Source organism: Idiomarina sp. H2 (assembly GCF_004364275.1).
Lineage (GTDB): Bacteria > Pseudomonadota > Gammaproteobacteria > Enterobacterales > Alteromonadaceae > Idiomarina > Idiomarina loihiensis.
Map to the genome: position 1 here is coordinate 160,241 of NZ_SNZY01000001.1, position 17,605 is coordinate 177,845.

General features: G+C 45.9%; 15 protein-coding genes. 13 read left to right on the top strand and 2 right to left on the bottom strand.

Annotated features, from left to right (window positions below):
* The first annotated feature begins 67 nt into the window (after positions 1–67).
* The 10 genes from fabV to DET62_RS00905 all read left to right on the top strand — a co-directional run bounded on the left by fabV (position 68) and on the right by DET62_RS00905 (position 10,667).
* Complete coding sequence (fabV, locus tag DET62_RS00860; RefSeq protein WP_034819919.1) at positions 68–1,246, top strand: enoyl-ACP reductase FabV; 1,179 nt, start codon at positions 68–70, stop codon at positions 1,244–1,246.
* 174 nt (positions 1,247–1,420) lie between these two features.
* Positions 1,421–2,761, top strand: a complete 1,341-nt coding sequence (locus tag DET62_RS00865; protein ID WP_110012665.1) for a Na(+)-translocating NADH-quinone reductase subunit A — start codon at positions 1,421–1,423, stop codon at positions 2,759–2,761.
* 2 nt (positions 2,762–2,763) lie between these two features.
* Entirely contained in the window at positions 2,764–3,966 is a 1,203-nt protein-coding gene (locus tag DET62_RS00870) for an NADH:ubiquinone reductase (Na(+)-transporting) subunit B (RefSeq protein ID WP_110012664.1), read from the top strand.
* Positions 3,959–4,735: a Na(+)-translocating NADH-quinone reductase subunit C gene (locus DET62_RS00875; RefSeq protein WP_011234299.1), complete on the top strand. Its 777-nt coding sequence runs from the start codon at positions 3,959–3,961 to the stop codon at positions 4,733–4,735. The genes DET62_RS00870 and DET62_RS00875 overlap by 8 nt, the downstream gene beginning before the upstream one ends.
* Positions 4,728–5,360 (top strand): NADH:ubiquinone reductase (Na(+)-transporting) subunit D, encoded by a 633-nt coding sequence (locus DET62_RS00880; protein WP_011234298.1) that lies wholly within the window; start codon positions 4,728–4,730, stop codon positions 5,358–5,360. The genes DET62_RS00875 and DET62_RS00880 overlap by 8 nt, the downstream gene beginning before the upstream one ends.
* Before the next feature lie 5 nt (positions 5,361–5,365).
* The gene (nqrE, locus tag DET62_RS00885; RefSeq protein WP_110012797.1) at positions 5,366–5,974 is read left to right on the top strand and encodes an NADH:ubiquinone reductase (Na(+)-transporting) subunit E; all 609 of its coding nucleotides are present in this window, start codon (positions 5,366–5,368) and stop codon (positions 5,972–5,974) included.
* 36 nt (positions 5,975–6,010) lie between these two features.
* Positions 6,011–7,237 carry an NADH:ubiquinone reductase (Na(+)-transporting) subunit F gene (gene nqrF / locus DET62_RS00890; protein WP_110012663.1) on the top strand — a complete coding sequence of 409 codons (1,227 nt, stop codon included), beginning with the start codon at positions 6,011–6,013 and terminating at the stop codon, positions 7,235–7,237.
* Positions 7,238–7,240: 3 nt separating this feature from the next.
* Positions 7,241–8,269 carry an FAD:protein FMN transferase gene (locus DET62_RS00895; RefSeq protein WP_110012662.1) on the top strand — a complete coding sequence of 343 codons (1,029 nt, stop codon included), beginning with the start codon at positions 7,241–7,243 and terminating at the stop codon, positions 8,267–8,269.
* Positions 8,270–8,280: 11 nt separating this feature from the next.
* Positions 8,281–8,493, top strand: a complete 213-nt coding sequence (nqrM, locus tag DET62_RS00900) for a (Na+)-NQR maturation NqrM (RefSeq protein WP_034819948.1) — start codon at positions 8,281–8,283, stop codon at positions 8,491–8,493.
* A 56-nt stretch (positions 8,494–8,549) separates the two neighbouring features.
* A complete protein-coding gene (locus tag DET62_RS00905; RefSeq protein ID WP_110012661.1) occupies positions 8,550–10,667 on the top strand; it encodes an aminotransferase class V-fold PLP-dependent enzyme in 2,118 nt (705 codons plus the stop codon).
* A 13-nt stretch (positions 10,668–10,680) separates the two neighbouring features.
* Here the strand turns inward: DET62_RS00905 and DET62_RS00910 are convergent, their stop codons facing one another.
* Positions 10,681–11,751, bottom strand: a complete 1,071-nt coding sequence (locus DET62_RS00910) for a hypothetical protein (protein WP_110012660.1) — start codon at positions 11,749–11,751, stop codon at positions 10,681–10,683.
* 81 nt (positions 11,752–11,832) lie between these two features.
* Positions 11,833–12,585, bottom strand: a complete 753-nt coding sequence (locus tag DET62_RS00915) for a YciK family oxidoreductase (RefSeq protein WP_110012659.1) — start codon at positions 12,583–12,585, stop codon at positions 11,833–11,835.
* Between the two features lie 185 nt (positions 12,586–12,770).
* On the opposite strand from DET62_RS00915, the gene DET62_RS00920 reads away from it, so the two are divergent.
* From DET62_RS00920 to DET62_RS00930, 3 genes are all read left to right on the top strand, one after another.
* A complete protein-coding gene (locus DET62_RS00920) occupies positions 12,771–15,140 on the top strand; it encodes a VolA/Pla-1 family phospholipase (protein ID WP_110012658.1) in 2,370 nt (789 codons plus the stop codon).
* 72 nt (positions 15,141–15,212) lie between these two features.
* On the top strand, positions 15,213–16,211 hold the full coding sequence (gene sohB, locus DET62_RS00925; RefSeq protein WP_110012657.1) for a protease SohB: 999 nt from the start codon (positions 15,213–15,215) through the stop codon (positions 16,209–16,211).
* 97 nt (positions 16,212–16,308) lie between these two features.
* Positions 16,309–17,592, top strand: a complete 1,284-nt coding sequence (locus DET62_RS00930) for a dicarboxylate/amino acid:cation symporter (RefSeq protein WP_110012656.1) — start codon at positions 16,309–16,311, stop codon at positions 17,590–17,592.
* The last annotated feature ends 13 nt before the right edge of the window (positions 17,593–17,605 follow it).

Below are 17,605 nucleotides of genomic sequence, written 5' to 3' on the forward strand. Positions count from 1 at the left end.
TGATGTGTTCCTGTCGTTTGATTGGTTACAATAGCCGAAATAATGCGAACAACAGGGACACATCAATATGATCATTAAGCCAAAAATTCGCGGTTTTATCTGCACCAATTCTCATCCGGTGGGTTGCGCCGAAAACGTCAAACGTCAAATCGAATTTGTCCGTAATAAGCCTGCCATTACCAATGGCCCCAAGAATGTATTAGTCATAGGCTGCTCCACAGGTTATGGACTCGCGTCAAGAATTACGGCTGCTTTTGGTAGCGAAGCCCATACTCTTGGTGTGTGTTTTGAAAAAGAGCCTACAGAAAAGAAAACAGCGACAGCTGGCTGGTATAATACCGCCGCTTTTCATCAGCAAGCGAACAAAGCCGGTTTAGCTTTCCATTCAATTAATGGCGACGCATTTTCTGATGAAATTAAGCAGGAAAGTATCGATTACATTAAGCAAAACATGGGGAAAATTGACCTCGTTGTTTACAGCCTGGCATCACCTAAACGTAAAGACCCCGATAGCGGTGAAGTCTACAGTTCAGTGTTAAAGCCAATAGGCAAACAATACACAACCAAAACCTACAATACGGACAAAGATCAGGTACACGAAGTGACACTTGATCCGGCTACCGATGAAGATATTGCCAATACCGTAAAAGTGATGGGCGGTGAAGACTGGGAACGCTGGGTTAAAGCTCTGCATAATGCGGGCGTTTTGGCCGAAAACTGTCAAACCACTGCTTATACTTACATAGGTAAAAAACTGACATTGCCAATTTACGGTCATGCAACCATCGGCCGCGCAAAAGAAGATCTGGATCGCGCGGCATCAGAGCTCGTCACCGAATGCGATGATCTTAATCTGAAAGCTTACGTTTCTTCATTAAAGGCGTTGGTAACACAGGCGAGTTCAGCTATTCCTGTTATGCCGCTGTATATTTCATTAATTTATAAAGTGATGAAAGAAGAAGGCACGCACGAAGGTTGTATCGAACAAATTTACCGCCTGTTTACTGAAGGTCTATATAATAGTAATCCGGAGCTGGATGACGCAGGCCGGCTTCACATGGACGGCTACGAAACCAACGATAAAACTCAGGCAAAAATAGAAGCACTCTGGGAGCAAGTAACTCAGGATAACTTCCATCAGCTTGCCGATTACGAAGGATATCATCAGGAGTTTCTGCACTTATTCGGTTTTGGCTTTGATAACGTTGATTATGACGCGGATATTGATCCAAAAGTAAACTGGTAAGCGTTGTGGGAAAAATGCTAAAATCCCATCGATAAGTGTGGAAAATGTTTCAGGTTGCCGATGACAAGCCCCCTGAAGGCGGTTGTTTGTGTCGGTAACTATTTGATTATTCAGGTTTCCAGCCCCAGTGGCTGGTTGTGATGAATCTTCCCTTAACGAGTAGTGCAAACGCATATGATTACGATCAAGAAAGGGCTGGACATCCCTATTAAAGGGGCGCCCCAGCAAGAACTATCCGACGGTAAGGCTGTGACGACAGTCGCTACCCTAGGTGAAGAATACGTGGGTATGCGCCCAACCATGCACGTGAAAGAAGGTGACCAGGTTAAAAAAGGTCAGCTGATTTTCGAGGATAAGAAAAACCCTGGTGTCAAGTACACAGCCCCTGGTGCTGGTGTAGTAAAAGACATCCTGCGTGGTGAGCGCCGAGTATTGCAGGCGGTTGTTATTGAATTGAAAGGTGACGAGCAGGTTACTTTTGACAAATTTGACAGCGACAAGCTCAATTCATTAGGTCGTGAAAAAGTTCAGGACATTCTGGTTGAGTCTGGTCAATGGACTGCGCTCCGTACCCGTCCTTACAGCAAAACTCCGGCATTAGATGCAGAAGCCAGCGCGATTTTTATCAACGCGATGGATTCTAACCCGTTAGCTGGCGACCCAACTTTATTTATAAATGAACAGAAACAAGCTTTCATTGATGGTCTGAAGGTTCTTTCTAACCTGACCGAAGGCAAGTTGTTTGTTTGTAAAGCGGGTGACGCTGAAGTTGATACTGGCGACGCAGATGTCACGCTGGAGTCATTTTCCGGCCCTCATCCATCAGGTTTGGTTGGTACTCATATACATTTCCTTCAGCCAGCGAGCATTAAACGCCCGGTATGGCACATCGGTTATCAGGACGTTATCGCTTACGGTAAGTTATTCACTACAGGTGAAATCTTTACTGATCGCGTTGTTGCGGTTGCCGGTGAAGGCGTTAAAGAGCCTCGCCTGCTGCGCACCCGCTTAGGTGCTAACTTGCATGAGTTAACGGATGGTGAGCTAAGTGGTGATAATCAACGTATTATCTCAGGGTCAGTCCTGCATGGTCACACTGCGGATAACGAACACGCCTGGTTAGGTCGTTTCCATAATCAGGTTAGCGTTATTCCGGAAGGCAATTATAAAGAGTTTCTGGGCTGGATACGTCCTGGCTCGGACTTGCACTCAGTTACACGCGCTTATGCCGGACACTTTAATCCGAAGAAGTTATTTAGCATGACAACGTCACTGAATGGTTCTTCACGTTCAATGGTTCCAATTGGTAACTACGAACGCGTAATGCCTTTGGATATTCTGCCAACATTACTGCTACGTGACTTGTTATCAGGGGATACTGATGAAGGTCAGCAGTTGGGTTGTCTGGAACTGGACGAGGAAGACCTCGCATTGTGCACTTATGTTTGCCCCGGGAAGTACGAATATGGCCCGGTGCTGCGTGACTGTCTCACTAAGATTGAGAAAGAAGGCTAACCATGAGCTTGAAAGACACACTCGAGCGTATTGAACCGCAATTTGAAGAAGGCGGTAAATACGAGAAGTGGTACGCGCTTTACGAAGCCGTAGCCACTATTTTGTACACACCAGGTACTGTGACTAAGTCGGCTACGCATGTTCGTGACCGTATCGACCTTAAGCGCATTATGATCTTGGTGTGGATGATGACGTTCCCGGCAATGTTCTGGGGTATGTATAACGTTGGTAACCAGGCTGCTTTGGCTTTGGCTGACGGCTATGCGCTTTCTGACGTCTGGCAGGTTGGGTTATTCCACTTGTTCGGTGGCGAGTTAGGCGCTAATGCCGGCTGGGGCGCGAAAATGTGGTATGGCGCGTGTTTCTACCTGCCTATTTACGCGGTTACCTTCTTTGTTGGTGGCTTCTGGGAAGTCCTGTTTGCGTCTATTCGTAAGCACGAAGTTAACGAAGGTTTCTTCGTTACCTCGGTTTTATTCTCCCTGATTTTGCCGGCAACAACGCCATTATGGCAGGTTGCTTTAGGTATCACCTTTGGTGTCGTTATCGGTAAGGAAATTTTTGGCGGTACTGGTCGCAACTTCCTTAACCCGGCACTAACCGGTCGCGCATTCTTATACTTCGCTTATCCTGCCAGCATGTCAGGTGATTCCATCTGGACTGCCGTCGATGGCTTTTCTGGTGCAACAAACCTGGGTAAAGCGGCTCTGGGTGAAATGGATTATGGGAATACTCAGCTTTGGTGGGACGCCTTCCTTGGTAACATCCAGGGATCAGTAGGCGAAGTCTCAACCTTACTGATTTTGATTGGCGGCTTAGCGTTAATTTATTTCCGTATTGCCTCCTGGCGTATCGTTCTGGGTGTCTTTGCTGGTATGGTTCTGTTCTCCGGGCTACTTAACCTTGTTGGTAGCGAGACCAATCCAATGTTCGCAATGCCTTGGTACTGGCACTTAGTATTAGGTGGTTTTGCCTTTGCAATGATGTTTATGGCTACGGACCCGGTATCTGCGTCCTTTACCAATAAAGGGAAGTTTGCGTACGGCTTGTTAATTGGTTTTATGACGGTCATGATTCGTGTCATTAACCCGGCATTCCCGGAAGGCATCATGTTGGCCATCTTATTTGCTAACGTATTTGCACCGTTATTTGACCACTTTGTAGCACAGGCAAATATCAAACGGAGGTTAGCGCGCAATGGCTAAGAAAAATGAAAGTTTAGGCAAGACCGTTGGTGTCGTGCTGGCGCTTTGCCTGGTTTGCTCAATTGTTGTTTCTGGTGCTGCTATTGGTTTGAAACCAATGCAGGAAAAGAATGCGGCACTTGATATGCAGAAGAACGTTTTGGATGCTGCCGGTATTCTGGAAGCCGATACCGACGTTGTTGAAACTTACAAGCAACGCATCGATACCATGGTTGTCAGCCTTGAAGATTTAACCGTTAAGGAAGACATTGACCCGACATCTTTTAGCAACCGCAAAGCAGCGAGTGACCCTGAAAGAAGTAAAAAACTTGAGAAAAAGAACGACCCTGCTGGTTTAGGTACCCGCGAAAATTTAACACAGATTTATCTTGTTAAAGATGAAAGCGGCGAAACAACAGGTCTTGTTCTTCATGTTCGTGGCCAGGGGCTATGGGGAACCATGTACGGCTTGCTGGCGTTAGAAGGCGACTTTGACACTGTTAAAGGCGTTAACTTCTACGAGCACTCTGAAACTCCGGGGCTTGGTGGTGAAATCACCAATCCGGCCTGGGTAAAAACTTGGCAAGGTAAAGAAGTTTACGGCGAGGACGGTAACGTCCAGTTTGAAGTGGTAAAAGGCGGCGCCAAAGGCGAGCACGAAGTTGATGCGCTTTCTGGTGCAACTTTGACCAGTAATGGTGTTGAATACCTGGTTCAATTCTGGATGGGCGAAAATGGTTACGGTCCATTACTCAAGAAACTTCGTGAGGGAGAGTTGAACAATGGCTAATGTAAAAGAAATGAAGTCCGTATTATTCGGACCGATATTCGCCAACAACCCCATCGCACTGCAGATTCTTGGTATCTGTTCTGCATTGGCTGTAACGTCGAAAATGAGCAACACGTTGGTTATGTGCATTGCACTAACCGCTGTTGTTGCGTGCTCTAACTTGTTTATTTCGATTATCAGGAATCATATTCCGTCAAGCGTACGTATTATTGTTCAAATGACAATTATCGCGAGCTTGGTTATTGTCGTTGACCAGATACTAAAGGCTTACGCTTACTCAATTTCTAAAGAGTTGTCAGTGTTCGTTGGCTTAATCATTACTAACTGTATCGTTATGGGTCGCGCAGAAGCTTACGCTATGAAGAGCACTCCGTTTATGTCCTTCCTGGACGGATTGGGTAACGGTTTAGGTTACTCAGTGGTGCTGTTGGTTGTTGGCTTCATTCGTGAACTCTTTGGTTCTGGCAGCTTGTTTGATGTACAGATTTTACCTCTGGCATCACAAGGTGGTTGGTTCGAGCCGGTTGGCTTGTTACTGATGCCACCAAGTGCCTTCTTCATCATTGGCGGGTTTATCTGGGTACTGCGTACCTTCCGCACTGAACAAGTTGAACCTAAGGAGTAATGGTCATGGAACAATATATCAACCTGTTCATCCGCGCGGTTTTCATTGAAAACCTGGCATTGTCCTTCTTCTTAGGTATGTGTACGTTTTTGGCTGTATCTAAGAAAGTAAAAACGGCATTTGGTCTGGGTGTCGCGGTTATTGTTGTACTGGGTGTTTCAGTACCGGTAAACAATTTAATCTACCACAACATTCTGGCGCCAGGTGCTCTGGAATGGGCGGGCTTCCCGGATGCAGACTTAAGCTTTTTGAAATTCCTGACCTTTATCGGTGTTATTGCGGCATTGGTACAGATTCTGGAGATGACGCTGGATAAATATGTGCCTGCATTGTACAACGCACTGGGTATTTTCCTGCCACTCATTACCGTTAACTGCGCTATTTTTGGTGGCGTAGCTTTCATGGTCGAGCGTGATTACAATTTCGGCGAATCCGTTGTGTTCGGAATTGGTAGTGGTGTTGGCTGGGCTTTAGCTATTGTTGCTCTGGCTGCAGTGCGCGAAAAACTGAAATATGCAGATGTACCTGATGGCCTGCGTGGCTTAGGTATCACATTTATTTCAGTGGGTCTGATTGGTTTGGGCTTTATGTCGTTCTCCGGCGTATCCTTATAACCAGTGTGTTGAATCGGTAAAAAAAGGTACGAATCGATGCAAGAGATATATCTCGGTGTAGGGATGTTTACCATCATCGTACTGGCTTTGGTTGCGATTATTATGTTCGCAAAATCAAAGCTGGTACCTCAGGGTGATGTGGAAATCCTGATTAATGACGACGAAGACAAAAAAATCGTGACCCAGCCAGGTACTAAACTTCTGGGCGCGCTGGCTAATGCTGGTATTTTCGTCTCGTCAGCTTGTGGTGGTGGTGGTTCATGTGGCCAGTGTCGTGTCACAGTTAAAGAGGGTGGTGGTGACATATTGCCGACCGAACTTGACCACATTACCAAACGTGAAGCTCGTGAAGGCTGTCGTCTTTCGTGTCAGGTTAACGTGAAACAGGACATGGAAATTGAATTACCAGAAGAAGTTTTTGGTATTCGCAAGTGGGACTGTACGGTTAAGTCTAACGACAACGTGGCAACCTTTATTAAAGAGTTTATTGTTCAGTTGCCGGAAGGCGAAGAAGTGCCTTTCCGTGCGGGTGGTTTCATTCAGATTGAAGCTCCACCGCATCACGTTAAATACAAAGACTTTGATATTTCTGAAGAATATCACGGAGATTGGGATCGTTTCGGTTTCTTTGATGTTGAGTCTAAAGTTGACGAAGAAGTTGTGCGTGCGTATTCAATGGCTAACTATCCGGAAGAGAAAGGCATTATTATGCTGAACGTCCGTATAGCGACGCCGCCACCTAACGACTTAAGCTTGCCTGCAGGTAAAATGTCATCGTACATTTTCAGTCTGAAGCCAGGCGACAAAGTCACAATTTCAGGTCCATTTGGTGAATTCTTTGCCAAAGACACTGACGCTGAAATGGTCTTTATTGGTGGTGGTGCTGGTATGGCACCAATGCGTTCTCATTTGTTTGATCAGATGCGTCGTATAAAAACTGATCGTAAGGTTTCGTTCTGGTACGGTGCCCGCTCTAAAAAAGAAATGTTCTATGTTGAAGATTTCGACATGCTGGCCGAAGAGAACGAAAATTTTGACTGGCACGTGGCATTGTCTGATCCACAGCCTGAAGACAATTGGGAAGGTGATACTGGCTTTATTCACAACGTTCTTTATGAGCGTTATCTTAAAGACCACGACGCACCAGAAGATTGTGAGTTCTACATGTGTGGACCACCGGTCATGAACGCAGCAGTTATCAACTTGTTGAAAGACTTAGGCGTTGAAGACGAAAATATCATGTTGGATGACTTTGGTGGTTAATTCATGATGCTATCGAAACTGTCGATTGCTAAAATTTGGCTAGCCCTTCTGGGGCTGGCCTTTTTAGTTTCTTGTTCTGATGCACCTGAGAAAATATCCTTTAGCGGTAAGACTATGGGAACCACCTATAGTGTCACTGTCTACTCTAAGGATCCCAGACACAACAAAGAAGAGATTCAGAAGAAAGTTGATATAGTGCTCAAAAGAGTTAATGCACAAATGTCGACTTATGATCCAGAGTCTGAACTCTCCCAGTTTAATCAGTTTAAAAGTACCCAACCTATGGTTATTAGCCGTGACCTTGAACGGGTAGTTAATCGTGGTCTCGAAATTGCTGAGGAAACGGAAGGTGCTCTGGATATAACCGTTGGTCCTCTGGTGAATCTTTGGGGCTTTGGTCCTCAGGCAAGACCAGAAAAAGAACCGTCTGAAGAAGAGTTGAATGCGGTTCGGGAAAAAACGGGCTATCAGAAACTACGTGTAGAAAATCATCAATTGATTAAGGATAACCCTGATCTATACGTCGATCTGTCTACTATAGCCAAAGGCTTCGGCGTCGACAGAGTGGCTCACTTATTGGATCAGTTGCGTATAAAGCAGTACCTGGTGGAAATTGGCGGTGAGGTTATTGCAAAAGGCGGCAAGCCGGATGAAGCATTATGGCGCCTGGCGATAGAAAAACCGGTTTCAACGGAACGTGCGGTGCAACATGTTGTCCAATTTAAAGACGGTGCTTTGGCGACATCGGGTGATTATCGCAATTACTATGAAGAAGATGGTAAACGATATTCGCATATTATTAACCCGGTAACCGGTGCTCCTGTGCAGCATAACTTGGTTTCTACTTCAGTTTATGCCGAGGACACAATGTCTGCCGACGCTTATGCAACTGCTTTATTTGTAATGGGGACGGAAAGAGCAAAGTCCTTCGCAAAAAGACACAATATGGCAGTTATGCTCATTTATAAAACCGAAAACGGTTTTGAAGAGTATATGAGTGATGCATTTAAGCCGTTGTTGGCCGAGCAGTAGTAGGAGTTTTAATGCAAACCTTTATAATGGTATTCGCCTTATTTATTATCGTTGTGCTGGCGATGGCCGTTGGCTATATTGTACAGCGCAAGACAATTTCCGGTAGCTGTGGTGGCATCGGCGCTCTGGGCATGGAAAAAGCCTGTGACTGTGATGAACCATGCGACAAGCGAAAAGACAGGATGAAAAAGGAACAAGCCTGGAAAGAAAACCAGATTCATTGACCCTTTTAGTCATAAAGGTTATAAACATATAACTTTTAGTTAATTTGGAGGGTGGCATGAAACCAGTAGATATTCAGACAAACGCAAACGAACTTTATCTGGACTGTAATGCTACCACTCCGGTACTTCCCGAAATTATTCAAGCTGTTTCGCATACGATGGAAACAGTTTTTGGTAACCCTTCAAGTAGCCATATTACGGGCTTAAAAGCTCGTTATATTCTGGATACCACCCGTCAGTTAGCTCGTAAAATTGTTGGTTTGCCGTCAGGTCGACTTATTTTTACCAGTGGCGCGACAGAAGGCATTCAGACGGCTGTGGTTTCTGCAATTCATGCAGCTATGCAGGTTGCTCCCGATAAGCGAAAAAAATACCTCCTGTATGGTGCGACAGAACACAAAGCCGTGCCCCAGGCCCTGGCTCATTGGAATCAGTTACTTGGACTGAAAGCTGAGCTTGTTGCCATTCCAGTTGATAAACAAGGCCTGTTGGATAGCCAGTTTATTGCTGAGCATGTAAAAGATGCTGCCATGATATGCACTATGGCTGTTAACAACGAAACCGGTGTTATTCAGAACTTAAAACAACTGGAAGAAACGATACGTCAGCATAGCCCGGATGTACCCTGGATGGTTGATTGCGTTCAGGTATTAGGGAAAAAAGCTCTTAATTTAGATGAAACAACCATTGATTACGCTCCGTTTAGTGGTCATAAGCTTTATGGGCCCAAAGGCATTGGGTTTATGGCGGTTCGGGATTCAGCCCCTTATACCCCTCTAATTATTGGTGGAGGGCAAGAGTCAGGTCTGCGTTCCGGAACCGAAAACTTACCCGGAATAGCAGCATTAAATGCGTTATTTGAATTGATGCTGGATGACAGTAACCGTCGCTTTCATAGTGAAGCTAAATTACAGGATTATCGATCTCAGTTGGTTGAAGCCCTGCGGTCAGCTTTCCCCTCTATTGTATTTAACCATGACTTTGAGCGTTCGGTTCCTACTACGCTGAACTTCTCCGTAGAAGGAGTTGCCTCGCGCGATATTATGGATGTTTTTGACGCCTGTCAGATAAGAGTGAGTTCAGGCTCTGCATGCAGTTCTAAGGTAACAAAAAGCTTTGTTTTAGACGCTATGGGGCTGGAAGAGTGGCGCAGCGGTTCTGCTATTCGATTATCTTTTGGTCCGGCAACGCGACAAGAGGAAATTACTGAGGCTTGTGTACGTATAAAACAAGCTGCTGATGCATTGAGAAATTCCTGCTTGATTGTTGCGGACACGAATAACGATAACGACGCTCAGTTAGACGGTGTTGTGCAACTGAAGTACGACGATCATTGCTGTTACCTGGTAATAGATAAGCAAGCTAAAGAAATAGCCGTTATCGATCCTCATCCGGCTTTGGCTGGCAGAATTGAGAATATTGTCAGCTGCCAGCATTATCAAGTGAAAGCGGTGGTATCGACATCCGCTGATTCAATTACCAGCCAGTCTATTGAGTTGTTATTACCAATACTCATGCCTGAGCAGTCAATAGACGAGTACGATGTGTTTGGCTGGCCTAAGTCTGCTACTGATTCCTGTGACGTGGTTCCAATGGAATGCGAAGGCAGTGTCAGTGGCTGTGTGAGTATCGGTGAGCGACGTTTATTTCGAGTCGGTAACCGTAATCCGGTTTATGTATTAAGTGAATCGGCTGCGCTGAAAAGCCGGGTGGGTTCAGACTTTTTATTTACCGGGTCTGAGGCAGCATCGAGCACTTATGAGTGCTTTATAGGCGAGAGTACGCTTATTTGCCCGGGGCAAGACTCAGAGCACCATATTGTTTACACGCCTTGTGAATTAAACGGTGACTGTCGTGTTGATGAAGGGGTTAATATTCCGGTGGGGGATACTGACGAATTCTGGCATCGCGATGATTTATTAATTGTTGATGTGCGAGAGCGGCAGGAGCACGTGTTGTCCGATATTCCCTGTAATGCAGAGGTGGTTAATGTACCATTGACTGAAGTCATTCAGTTTATACACAGTAACTCACACTTGCGAGAACGCGATATTATTTGCTTATGTCGCTCGGGCAACAGAAGCCAGGTTGTCGCTAACGTGCTTAAGCGGCACGGATTTAATAGCCGTCACTTATTAGGTGGGCTGGCTTTATTAAGTTCTCCAGCCGCTTAATGTACGTGAACTGTTAGAGCTTAGGGCGCTGTTGCGGCGCCTGCCATTGCAAACGGCCAACGTAGCCGTCTTTACCAACCAGCCAGCAACTGATATCCCCATGACACTGAATATTCCAGATGTTGTCATCAGAGAGCTTAAACCATTTCTTAGTTTGTAGGTTAAGTGCCGCCGCGCCCTGGGGGTTAGACGTTAGTAACCAGGAACCGTTGTGATCGATAAGGCTCAAGCTATAAAGAGCGCCTTTAATTGGTGGCCCGGGCAAGGCTTCAAATTCGTTATTTTGATAATGCCATAAACGGTTTTCATCGCCAGAAGCATCATTTAAGTCACCACCAGCAATATAAAAGGTTTTATCGTCAATAGGCCACACACTGGTAATGCCCGCCATAGGGCCTGCTTCCATTGGTGTTTCTACCACACGAAAGCGAATGCCAAACGAGCCTTTAATTAATACTCGAGCTTTATCAGCATTACCCGTTGCAATCATCCAGTTGTCGTTATTAAATCGGGCACAACTGCCACTTGAGGCGAAACCACCTTCGTTAGATTGAGGTGGCTCGGCAACCGCACTACGAACTTGCATCCAGTTGCGACCGTCGGCACTGCGTACCATCCGCCATTCGTCTCCAACACTGTCGCCATGCACCCAGGCTTCGCCGCTAGGAGCTAGTGCCATGCAGTTGAAGAAGCTGTCCGCCTCGCCGCGATAACGCAGACGCCAACTGTTACCACCGTTATCAGTGTAATAAATACGTGATTGACCTCCTGTGCCAACACTTAATGCATAGGCGCGGCGGTCATCAATCCCTTCAATATCGCGAAAATCGAGGTCATCAGGTCCGGGTTGAAAATATTCCCAGCTCTTCCCTGAATCTGTGGTTCTGGCTACGGTTCCTTTCTCACCGGAGATCCAAATAGTATCGCGACTAACAGGACTTACCCCCACCCATTGTTGCTGGCGGACGTTATCAAAAACTTCGATCTCCGGAGGCTCAGCCACTGCTGACAAACTGAACAATGCGCTGAAGGGCAAAGCGAGCCTCAGTATAGTAGCGGCTCGCTGCTGTAGCTTCGATGTCATAGACGTAACCTAATTAATTATGCATGTTATTGAGTGTAACACGTTTCATTTTTACCGATACGTCAGTTCGAAGCTGCCGGTTTACTGAGCGTCGAAGCACAAGCCATTATCCGGAATGCTGGCGTCGCTCATCAGGTACAAGTAAGTTGGCATCAGGTCCTTCGGCGTTTTAAGCGACTTAGCGTCTTCTGCCGGATACGCCTTCGCACGCATTGCTGTGCGGGTCGCGCCGGGATTAATGACATTAGTGCGTAATTTAGTACCTTCATACTCGTCGGCGATAACCTGAGCCATGCCTTCGGTGGCAAATTTACTGACCGAATATGGCCCCCAGAATGCGCGTCCTTTTCTTCCTACGCCGGAGGAGGTAAATACTAACGATGCATTTGGCGACTTCTCCATTACCGGAATCAGTGCCTGAGTCATGGCAAACTGACCCGTTACGTTAACCTGCATAATGTCGTCCCAGCTGTCTTTTTCAATGTGAGTAAAAGGGGACAGAATGCCAAGCAAACCAGCGTTATGCAGCACGCCGTCAAGCTTACCGAACTGATCGGCAATGGTCGCTGCCATATCGCGGTAATGATTTTCTGTCGCGCCTTTAATATCTAGCGGAATAATTGCCGGTTGTGGGCTTCCCTGAGCGATAATTTCGTCATAGACCGACTCCAGCTTGCTGACCGTACGCCCCAGTAAAATAACTGTAGCACCATGTTCCGCGTAGCTTAGAGCAGCTTGACGACCAATTCCGTCGCCTGCACCAGTAACTAAAATAACCTTATTTTTCAATAATTCAGGGCTTGCCTGATAATCATGTACGGTTTTAATTTCCATAACAGTTTCTTAATACCATTGGACTGTGGTCGGGTGAGTGGGCTATTGTAACGATATTCGAGTAACTTCTCAGCAAACGAACGAAAAATCGGTAAAAAGCCTTTCATCTTATTTGATACAGGTGTATAAAAATCGTTAAGAGAAGACGTAAAATAACAAATCATAAAAAGAATTGAGGATACCTCATGAAGAAATTATTACTTCCGCTTGCAATTGGTTCTGCACTTAGCCTTGTAGGCTGTGGTAGCGGTGACGAAGCTCCTGTTACAGAAACTGAAGTTAGTGTTGCTGCGTCTCGCGTAGTTTTTGATCCGTCGAATGGTGCTTTACCTGTACCAACAAACATACTCTTAAGCGGATCAGTTGACGGTACGTTGAATTTGCCGGTTGAAGATGCGTCAGATATAGCAAACCCTCAGGTTGCTATCAATGGGCTTGATGGCTGGGGTACGCACTCAACCTTAACTTTTAATTTCTCATTACCAGTTGATGAAAACGGTGAGAAAGTCACTATTGAAGCTGCGAGCCTGGAAGCTCAGGGTTCAATACGGGTATTTGAAACGATTCAGGGCGGCAGCGCTGTTTCTGAGCAATGTGCCGCTGCAAATCCTGCGGCTGTATGTGCCGTAACAGGTGAGCTTGAACACAATACCGACTTTACGGTTAAAGCAACGGGTGAGGGCAGTGTTGCCGTTGTACCACTGCGTCCATTCAAACCTAAAACCGGTTACCTGGTGGTATTGACCGACAATATTCAAGACTCCCTCGGTCGCGATGTTAAACCATCACAAACCTATACATTAATGAAGCGTAATGCCGATGAGAAGCCTGTTTCAGGTGATGCAAGTGCAGTCTCTCTGCAGCGCCTGGTTAACAGTTATGAAGGTTCTTTAGAGCAGTTTGGCGTTGATCCTGAAGGCGTGATTTACAGCTCGAACTTTACTACACAGTCTGTGGGTGATGTTTTGGGCGCGACAAAAAGTTTACTAGGACAACGGGTTTCGGCTTCTAATCCACCAGTGCTTCAAGCCGTTTCTCAGGGGATTACTTTGAATACGGTTTTGTCCGGCGCAGGAATTACTGATCCGAACGTTCTGGCTGTAGCAAGTGCAGCAAAAGTTTATGGAGGGCAGGTAGACTTACCTTATTACTCGCCGTTACCTACTACAGAGAACCCAAATGCACCTTTGACAGGACGGTGGACGGCTCAATGTGATAGTCCGGCTGCTATACTAAATGCTTTGCAGGCTGGTGAAATTGATGCTGCAGCTGAGGGAATCAGTGCTGCAATGATTGATGATCCAAAATTGATGCTGCCGCCTAACGACTGCTTTGATATTGAAGGTGTTGATGAGGAACGCAATTTAACTCGATATAATCCTATTCCTGCAAATCAGGGCGATCAGACTATAGAAGCGTTTATTACCATTCCTGATTTGGCAACGGCAAATGGCGTGCGAGCTACAATGGGGCTTGATCCTTTAACCGCTCCGGCCAATGGTTGGCCTGTTATTATCTTCCAACACGGTATTACGGGCGAGAAAGAAAATGCTGCAGCAATAGCGGGGACTTTCGCAGTAGCCGGATTTGCGACTGTTGCCATCGACCATCCATTGCATGGCGGGCGTGCATTTGATGTCGACAATGACGGCACTGATGATATCGACGCATCCAGTGAAAGTGGCGTTACCGCTTATATGAACTTAAGCAGTTTATTAACGACACGAGATAACTTGCGTCAGTCTATTACTGACCTTATTGGGCTTCGTCTAAGTTTGAATTACTTTCAGGATGCGGGTGCTACAGAAGAACTAAACGGTCAGGATGTGCATTTTGTTGGACATTCTTTAGGCGCAATTGCCGGAACTGGTTTCACAGCCTTAGCTAATACGTCTTTCGGTGAAGACAGCCCGCTTGCGGCTCTTGATGGACAGTTTTCTGTTCAAGCCTCAAGTTTAGGTATGCCAGGTGGTAGCATAGCGAGTTTCCTATTGGCTTCTGACAGCTTCGGACCGACTATTAAAGCAACTTTACTCTATTCGTCTAACCCAGAGTTTAAAGCGGCGGCCGACCAGGCTATCGCTGGCGGCGCGACTCTTGAAGAATTCTACGCAGGATTTATGGCACAAGCGTCAGAACAGCAAGTTGCGCAAATTAATGCAACTCTTGAACAGTTCGCTTTTGCGGCTCAGACCGTTATCGATTCAGGCGACCCTGTTAACTATGCAAGTAGCGTAGTCGCATCGGAAACACCTGTACTTATGATTGAAGCTGTAGGTGATGCAGTAATTCCAAACGCAGTTGAAAATAAACCTTTGGCAGGTACCGAACCTCTAGCCGGATTACTAGGTTTAGAGGGCATTTCTGAGACAACAACACCTGATGGCAATTCAGTGTCGGGCATCGTTCGTTTTGGCGGTGATGCAGAGCACGCTTCATTAGTTAGTTCAGAATCGTCTGCGGCGGTTACGGCTGAAATGCAGCAACAAATCGCATTTTGGTTTGCATCTGATATGATGCAAGTGACAATCAGCGACGCAGATTTGGTAGAATAATCTCAGGTTATTGAACACTTGGTATTCAAAGGCCGGCAGTTATGCTGGCCTTTTTCGTTTTAGGAGAGTGGTATGGATTTTGTTGCTGATATTGGAGGCTTTTTACTAAAAGCCGCTATTATTGTGGTGGCTGTTGGTTTTATTGTGGGCCTTATTGCTCAAGCGGCGCAGAAACAGAAAAAGAGTAAAGGTGACTTACAAGTCACGCATTTATCTAAAGAGCTGAATGAGCTGAGTGAACAATTGAAAATTGAGCTTATGGATAAAAAAGCTCAGAAAAAAGCACTGAAAGCGTTAAAGAAAAAGAAGGCTGTGCAGAATAAAGAGAAACGTCTTTTTGTTATTGATTTTAAAGGCAGCATGGATGCAAAAGAGGTCGACAGTTTACGCCATGAAGTCAACGCTATTCTAAACTTGGCCACCGAGAAAGACGAAGTACTGGTAAGACTGGAAAGCGGCGGTGGTGTGGTTAATGGTTATGGTCTGGCGGCGGCTCAGTTGCTGCGTTTGAGAGAGCATAACTTAATCGTTAATGTTGCTATAGATAAAGTGGCTGCAAGCGGCGGTTATATGATGGCCTGTGTTGGTCATAAGCTCATGGCGGCACCTTTTGCCTTTATCGGCTCAATAGGCGTGGTTGCGCAAATACCGAATTTTCATCGGCTTTTGAAAAAGCATAATGTCGATTTTGAGCAATTAACCGCGGGTGAATATAAGCGCACTTTGACTATCTTTGGTGAAAATACTGATGAAGGGCGTCGTAAGTTTAAACAGGATTTAGAAGCCATTCACCGTCAGTTTAAGTCTTTTGTTCAGGAAAACCGAAGTGAACTGGATATAGACAAAGTAGCAACAGGCGAGGTCTGGTCAGGTCAGGAAGCAAAAGAGCTTGGCCTGATTGATGAAGTGACGACCAGTGACGCGTGGTTAATGAAACAGCATAAAGGTTTTGACGTATTAAAATTACAGTATGTTATCCGTAAACCGCTAAGTGAACGTTTTGCGAAAGGTATGTCTGTTATTATTCATACCTTAAAATCTTCCTTAACCCGGTCAGATGTCGCACAATAGAAGGTGTTCAGCGAGGCTTACAGTTTTATAGCTGCTTATTTAAAAGCTTTCTGCTAGGCTGTCGCAGTTTTTCTAGAATGAATAATAAAGGACGCTTATGAGCGAAAAGAAAAAACTCAGTCTGACTAGCCGCATTGTTATCGGCATGGTCGCTGGGATCATTCTCGGTACCATTATTCGTTACGTTGCCGGTGATAATGCCTGGGTTTCTTTGTATTTAACCAATGGTCTTTTCGACGTTGTTGGTCAAATATTCATTACCTCTTTGAAAATGCTGGTTGTGCCATTGGTGTTTGTATCACTGGTGGTCGGTACCTGTTCCTTAAGTGACCCTAGTAAGCTTGGGCGCTTAGGCGGAAAAGCAGTGGGCATGTATATGGTCACCACGGCCATAGCAATTACTTTTGCAATTGGCTCGGCAATTATGGTGCAACCGGGCTCGGGTATTGAGCGCGCTTCAGATGCCAGCTTTGAGCCCAGTGAAGCACCATCGGTCAGCGAAGTCATTGTTAATTTGTTTCCCGACAACCCCATTAACGCTATGGCTGAAGGCAATATGCTGCAGATTATTGTGTTTGCATTGCTGTTCGGTATTTCTATGGCTCTGGTTGGTAAACCGGGTGAACGTTTGAAAGGCTTTTTTGATGATTTAAATTCGGTCATCATGAAGTTGGTTGTTATTTTAATGAACCTGGCGCCTTATGGTGTATTTGCGTTAATGGCTAAGCTGTTTACGGAAATTGGCGTGGAAATGATAGGCAGTCTGGCGAAGTACTTCCTGCTTGTGCTGTTTGTGCTGCTCGCTCATGGTTTAATTGTTTACCCCTTATTTATGCGCGTTCTGGCACGGGTTAAGCCGGGTATCTTTATGCGTAAGATGCGGGATGCCCAACTGTTTGGCTTTAGCACAGCAAGCAGTAATGCGACTATGCCTATCACATTAGAAACCGTTACCCGTCGTTTAGGTGTTAGTAACAGTGTCGGTTCCTTCACTGTGCCGCTGGGCGCTACCATCAACATGGATGGTACGGCTATTATGCAAGGTGTTGCTACCGTCTTTATTGCGCAGGTTTATGGCCTGGACTTAGGTGTTGCTGAATACCTGATGGTGATTATGACTGCAACTCTTGCATCGGTCGGTACTGCCGGAGTGCCCGGGGTTGGGCTTATCATGCTCGCCATGGTGCTGCAGCAAGTTGGTTTACCGGTTGAAGGTATTGGCCTTATTATCGGTGTGGATCGCTTGTTGGATATGACCCGAACCGCAGTTAACGTAACCGGTGACGCTATGGTCAGCTGTGTGGTTGCGCGCTCAGAAGGCGACTTTGATGAAGATGTTTATTATGACAACGACGCTGGCAAAAAGCTGGAAGAGCTCTAACGGCTGACGTTTT

What these genes read in the sequence shown, in the direction of transcription:
- fabV (WP_034819919.1), top strand. Translation starts at nt 68, where the DNA reads ATGATCATTAAGCCAAAAATTCGCGGTTTTATCTGCACCAATTCTCAT.
- DET62_RS00865 (WP_110012665.1), top strand. Translation starts at nt 1,421, where the DNA reads ATGATTACGATCAAGAAAGGGCTGGACATCCCTATTAAAGGGGCGCCC.
- DET62_RS00870 (WP_110012664.1), top strand. Translation starts at nt 2,764, where the DNA reads ATGAGCTTGAAAGACACACTCGAGCGTATTGAACCGCAATTTGAAGAA.
- DET62_RS00875 (WP_011234299.1), top strand. Translation starts at nt 3,959, where the DNA reads ATGGCTAAGAAAAATGAAAGTTTAGGCAAGACCGTTGGTGTCGTGCTG.
- DET62_RS00880 (WP_011234298.1), top strand. Translation starts at nt 4,728, where the DNA reads ATGGCTAATGTAAAAGAAATGAAGTCCGTATTATTCGGACCGATATTC.
- nqrE (WP_110012797.1), top strand. Translation starts at nt 5,366, where the DNA reads ATGGAACAATATATCAACCTGTTCATCCGCGCGGTTTTCATTGAAAAC.
- nqrF (WP_110012663.1), top strand. Translation starts at nt 6,011, where the DNA reads ATGCAAGAGATATATCTCGGTGTAGGGATGTTTACCATCATCGTACTG.
- DET62_RS00895 (WP_110012662.1), top strand. Translation starts at nt 7,241, where the DNA reads ATGATGCTATCGAAACTGTCGATTGCTAAAATTTGGCTAGCCCTTCTG.
- nqrM (WP_034819948.1), top strand. Translation starts at nt 8,281, where the DNA reads ATGCAAACCTTTATAATGGTATTCGCCTTATTTATTATCGTTGTGCTG.
- DET62_RS00905 (WP_110012661.1), top strand. Translation starts at nt 8,550, where the DNA reads ATGAAACCAGTAGATATTCAGACAAACGCAAACGAACTTTATCTGGAC.
- DET62_RS00910 (WP_110012660.1), bottom strand. Translation starts at nt 11,751, where the DNA reads ATGACATCGAAGCTACAGCAGCGAGCCGCTACTATACTGAGGCTCGCT.
- DET62_RS00915 (WP_110012659.1), bottom strand. Translation starts at nt 12,585, where the DNA reads ATGGAAATTAAAACCGTACATGATTATCAGGCAAGCCCTGAATTATTG.
- DET62_RS00920 (WP_110012658.1), top strand. Translation starts at nt 12,771, where the DNA reads ATGAAGAAATTATTACTTCCGCTTGCAATTGGTTCTGCACTTAGCCTT.
- sohB (WP_110012657.1), top strand. Translation starts at nt 15,213, where the DNA reads ATGGATTTTGTTGCTGATATTGGAGGCTTTTTACTAAAAGCCGCTATT.
- DET62_RS00930 (WP_110012656.1), top strand. Translation starts at nt 16,309, where the DNA reads ATGAGCGAAAAGAAAAAACTCAGTCTGACTAGCCGCATTGTTATCGGC.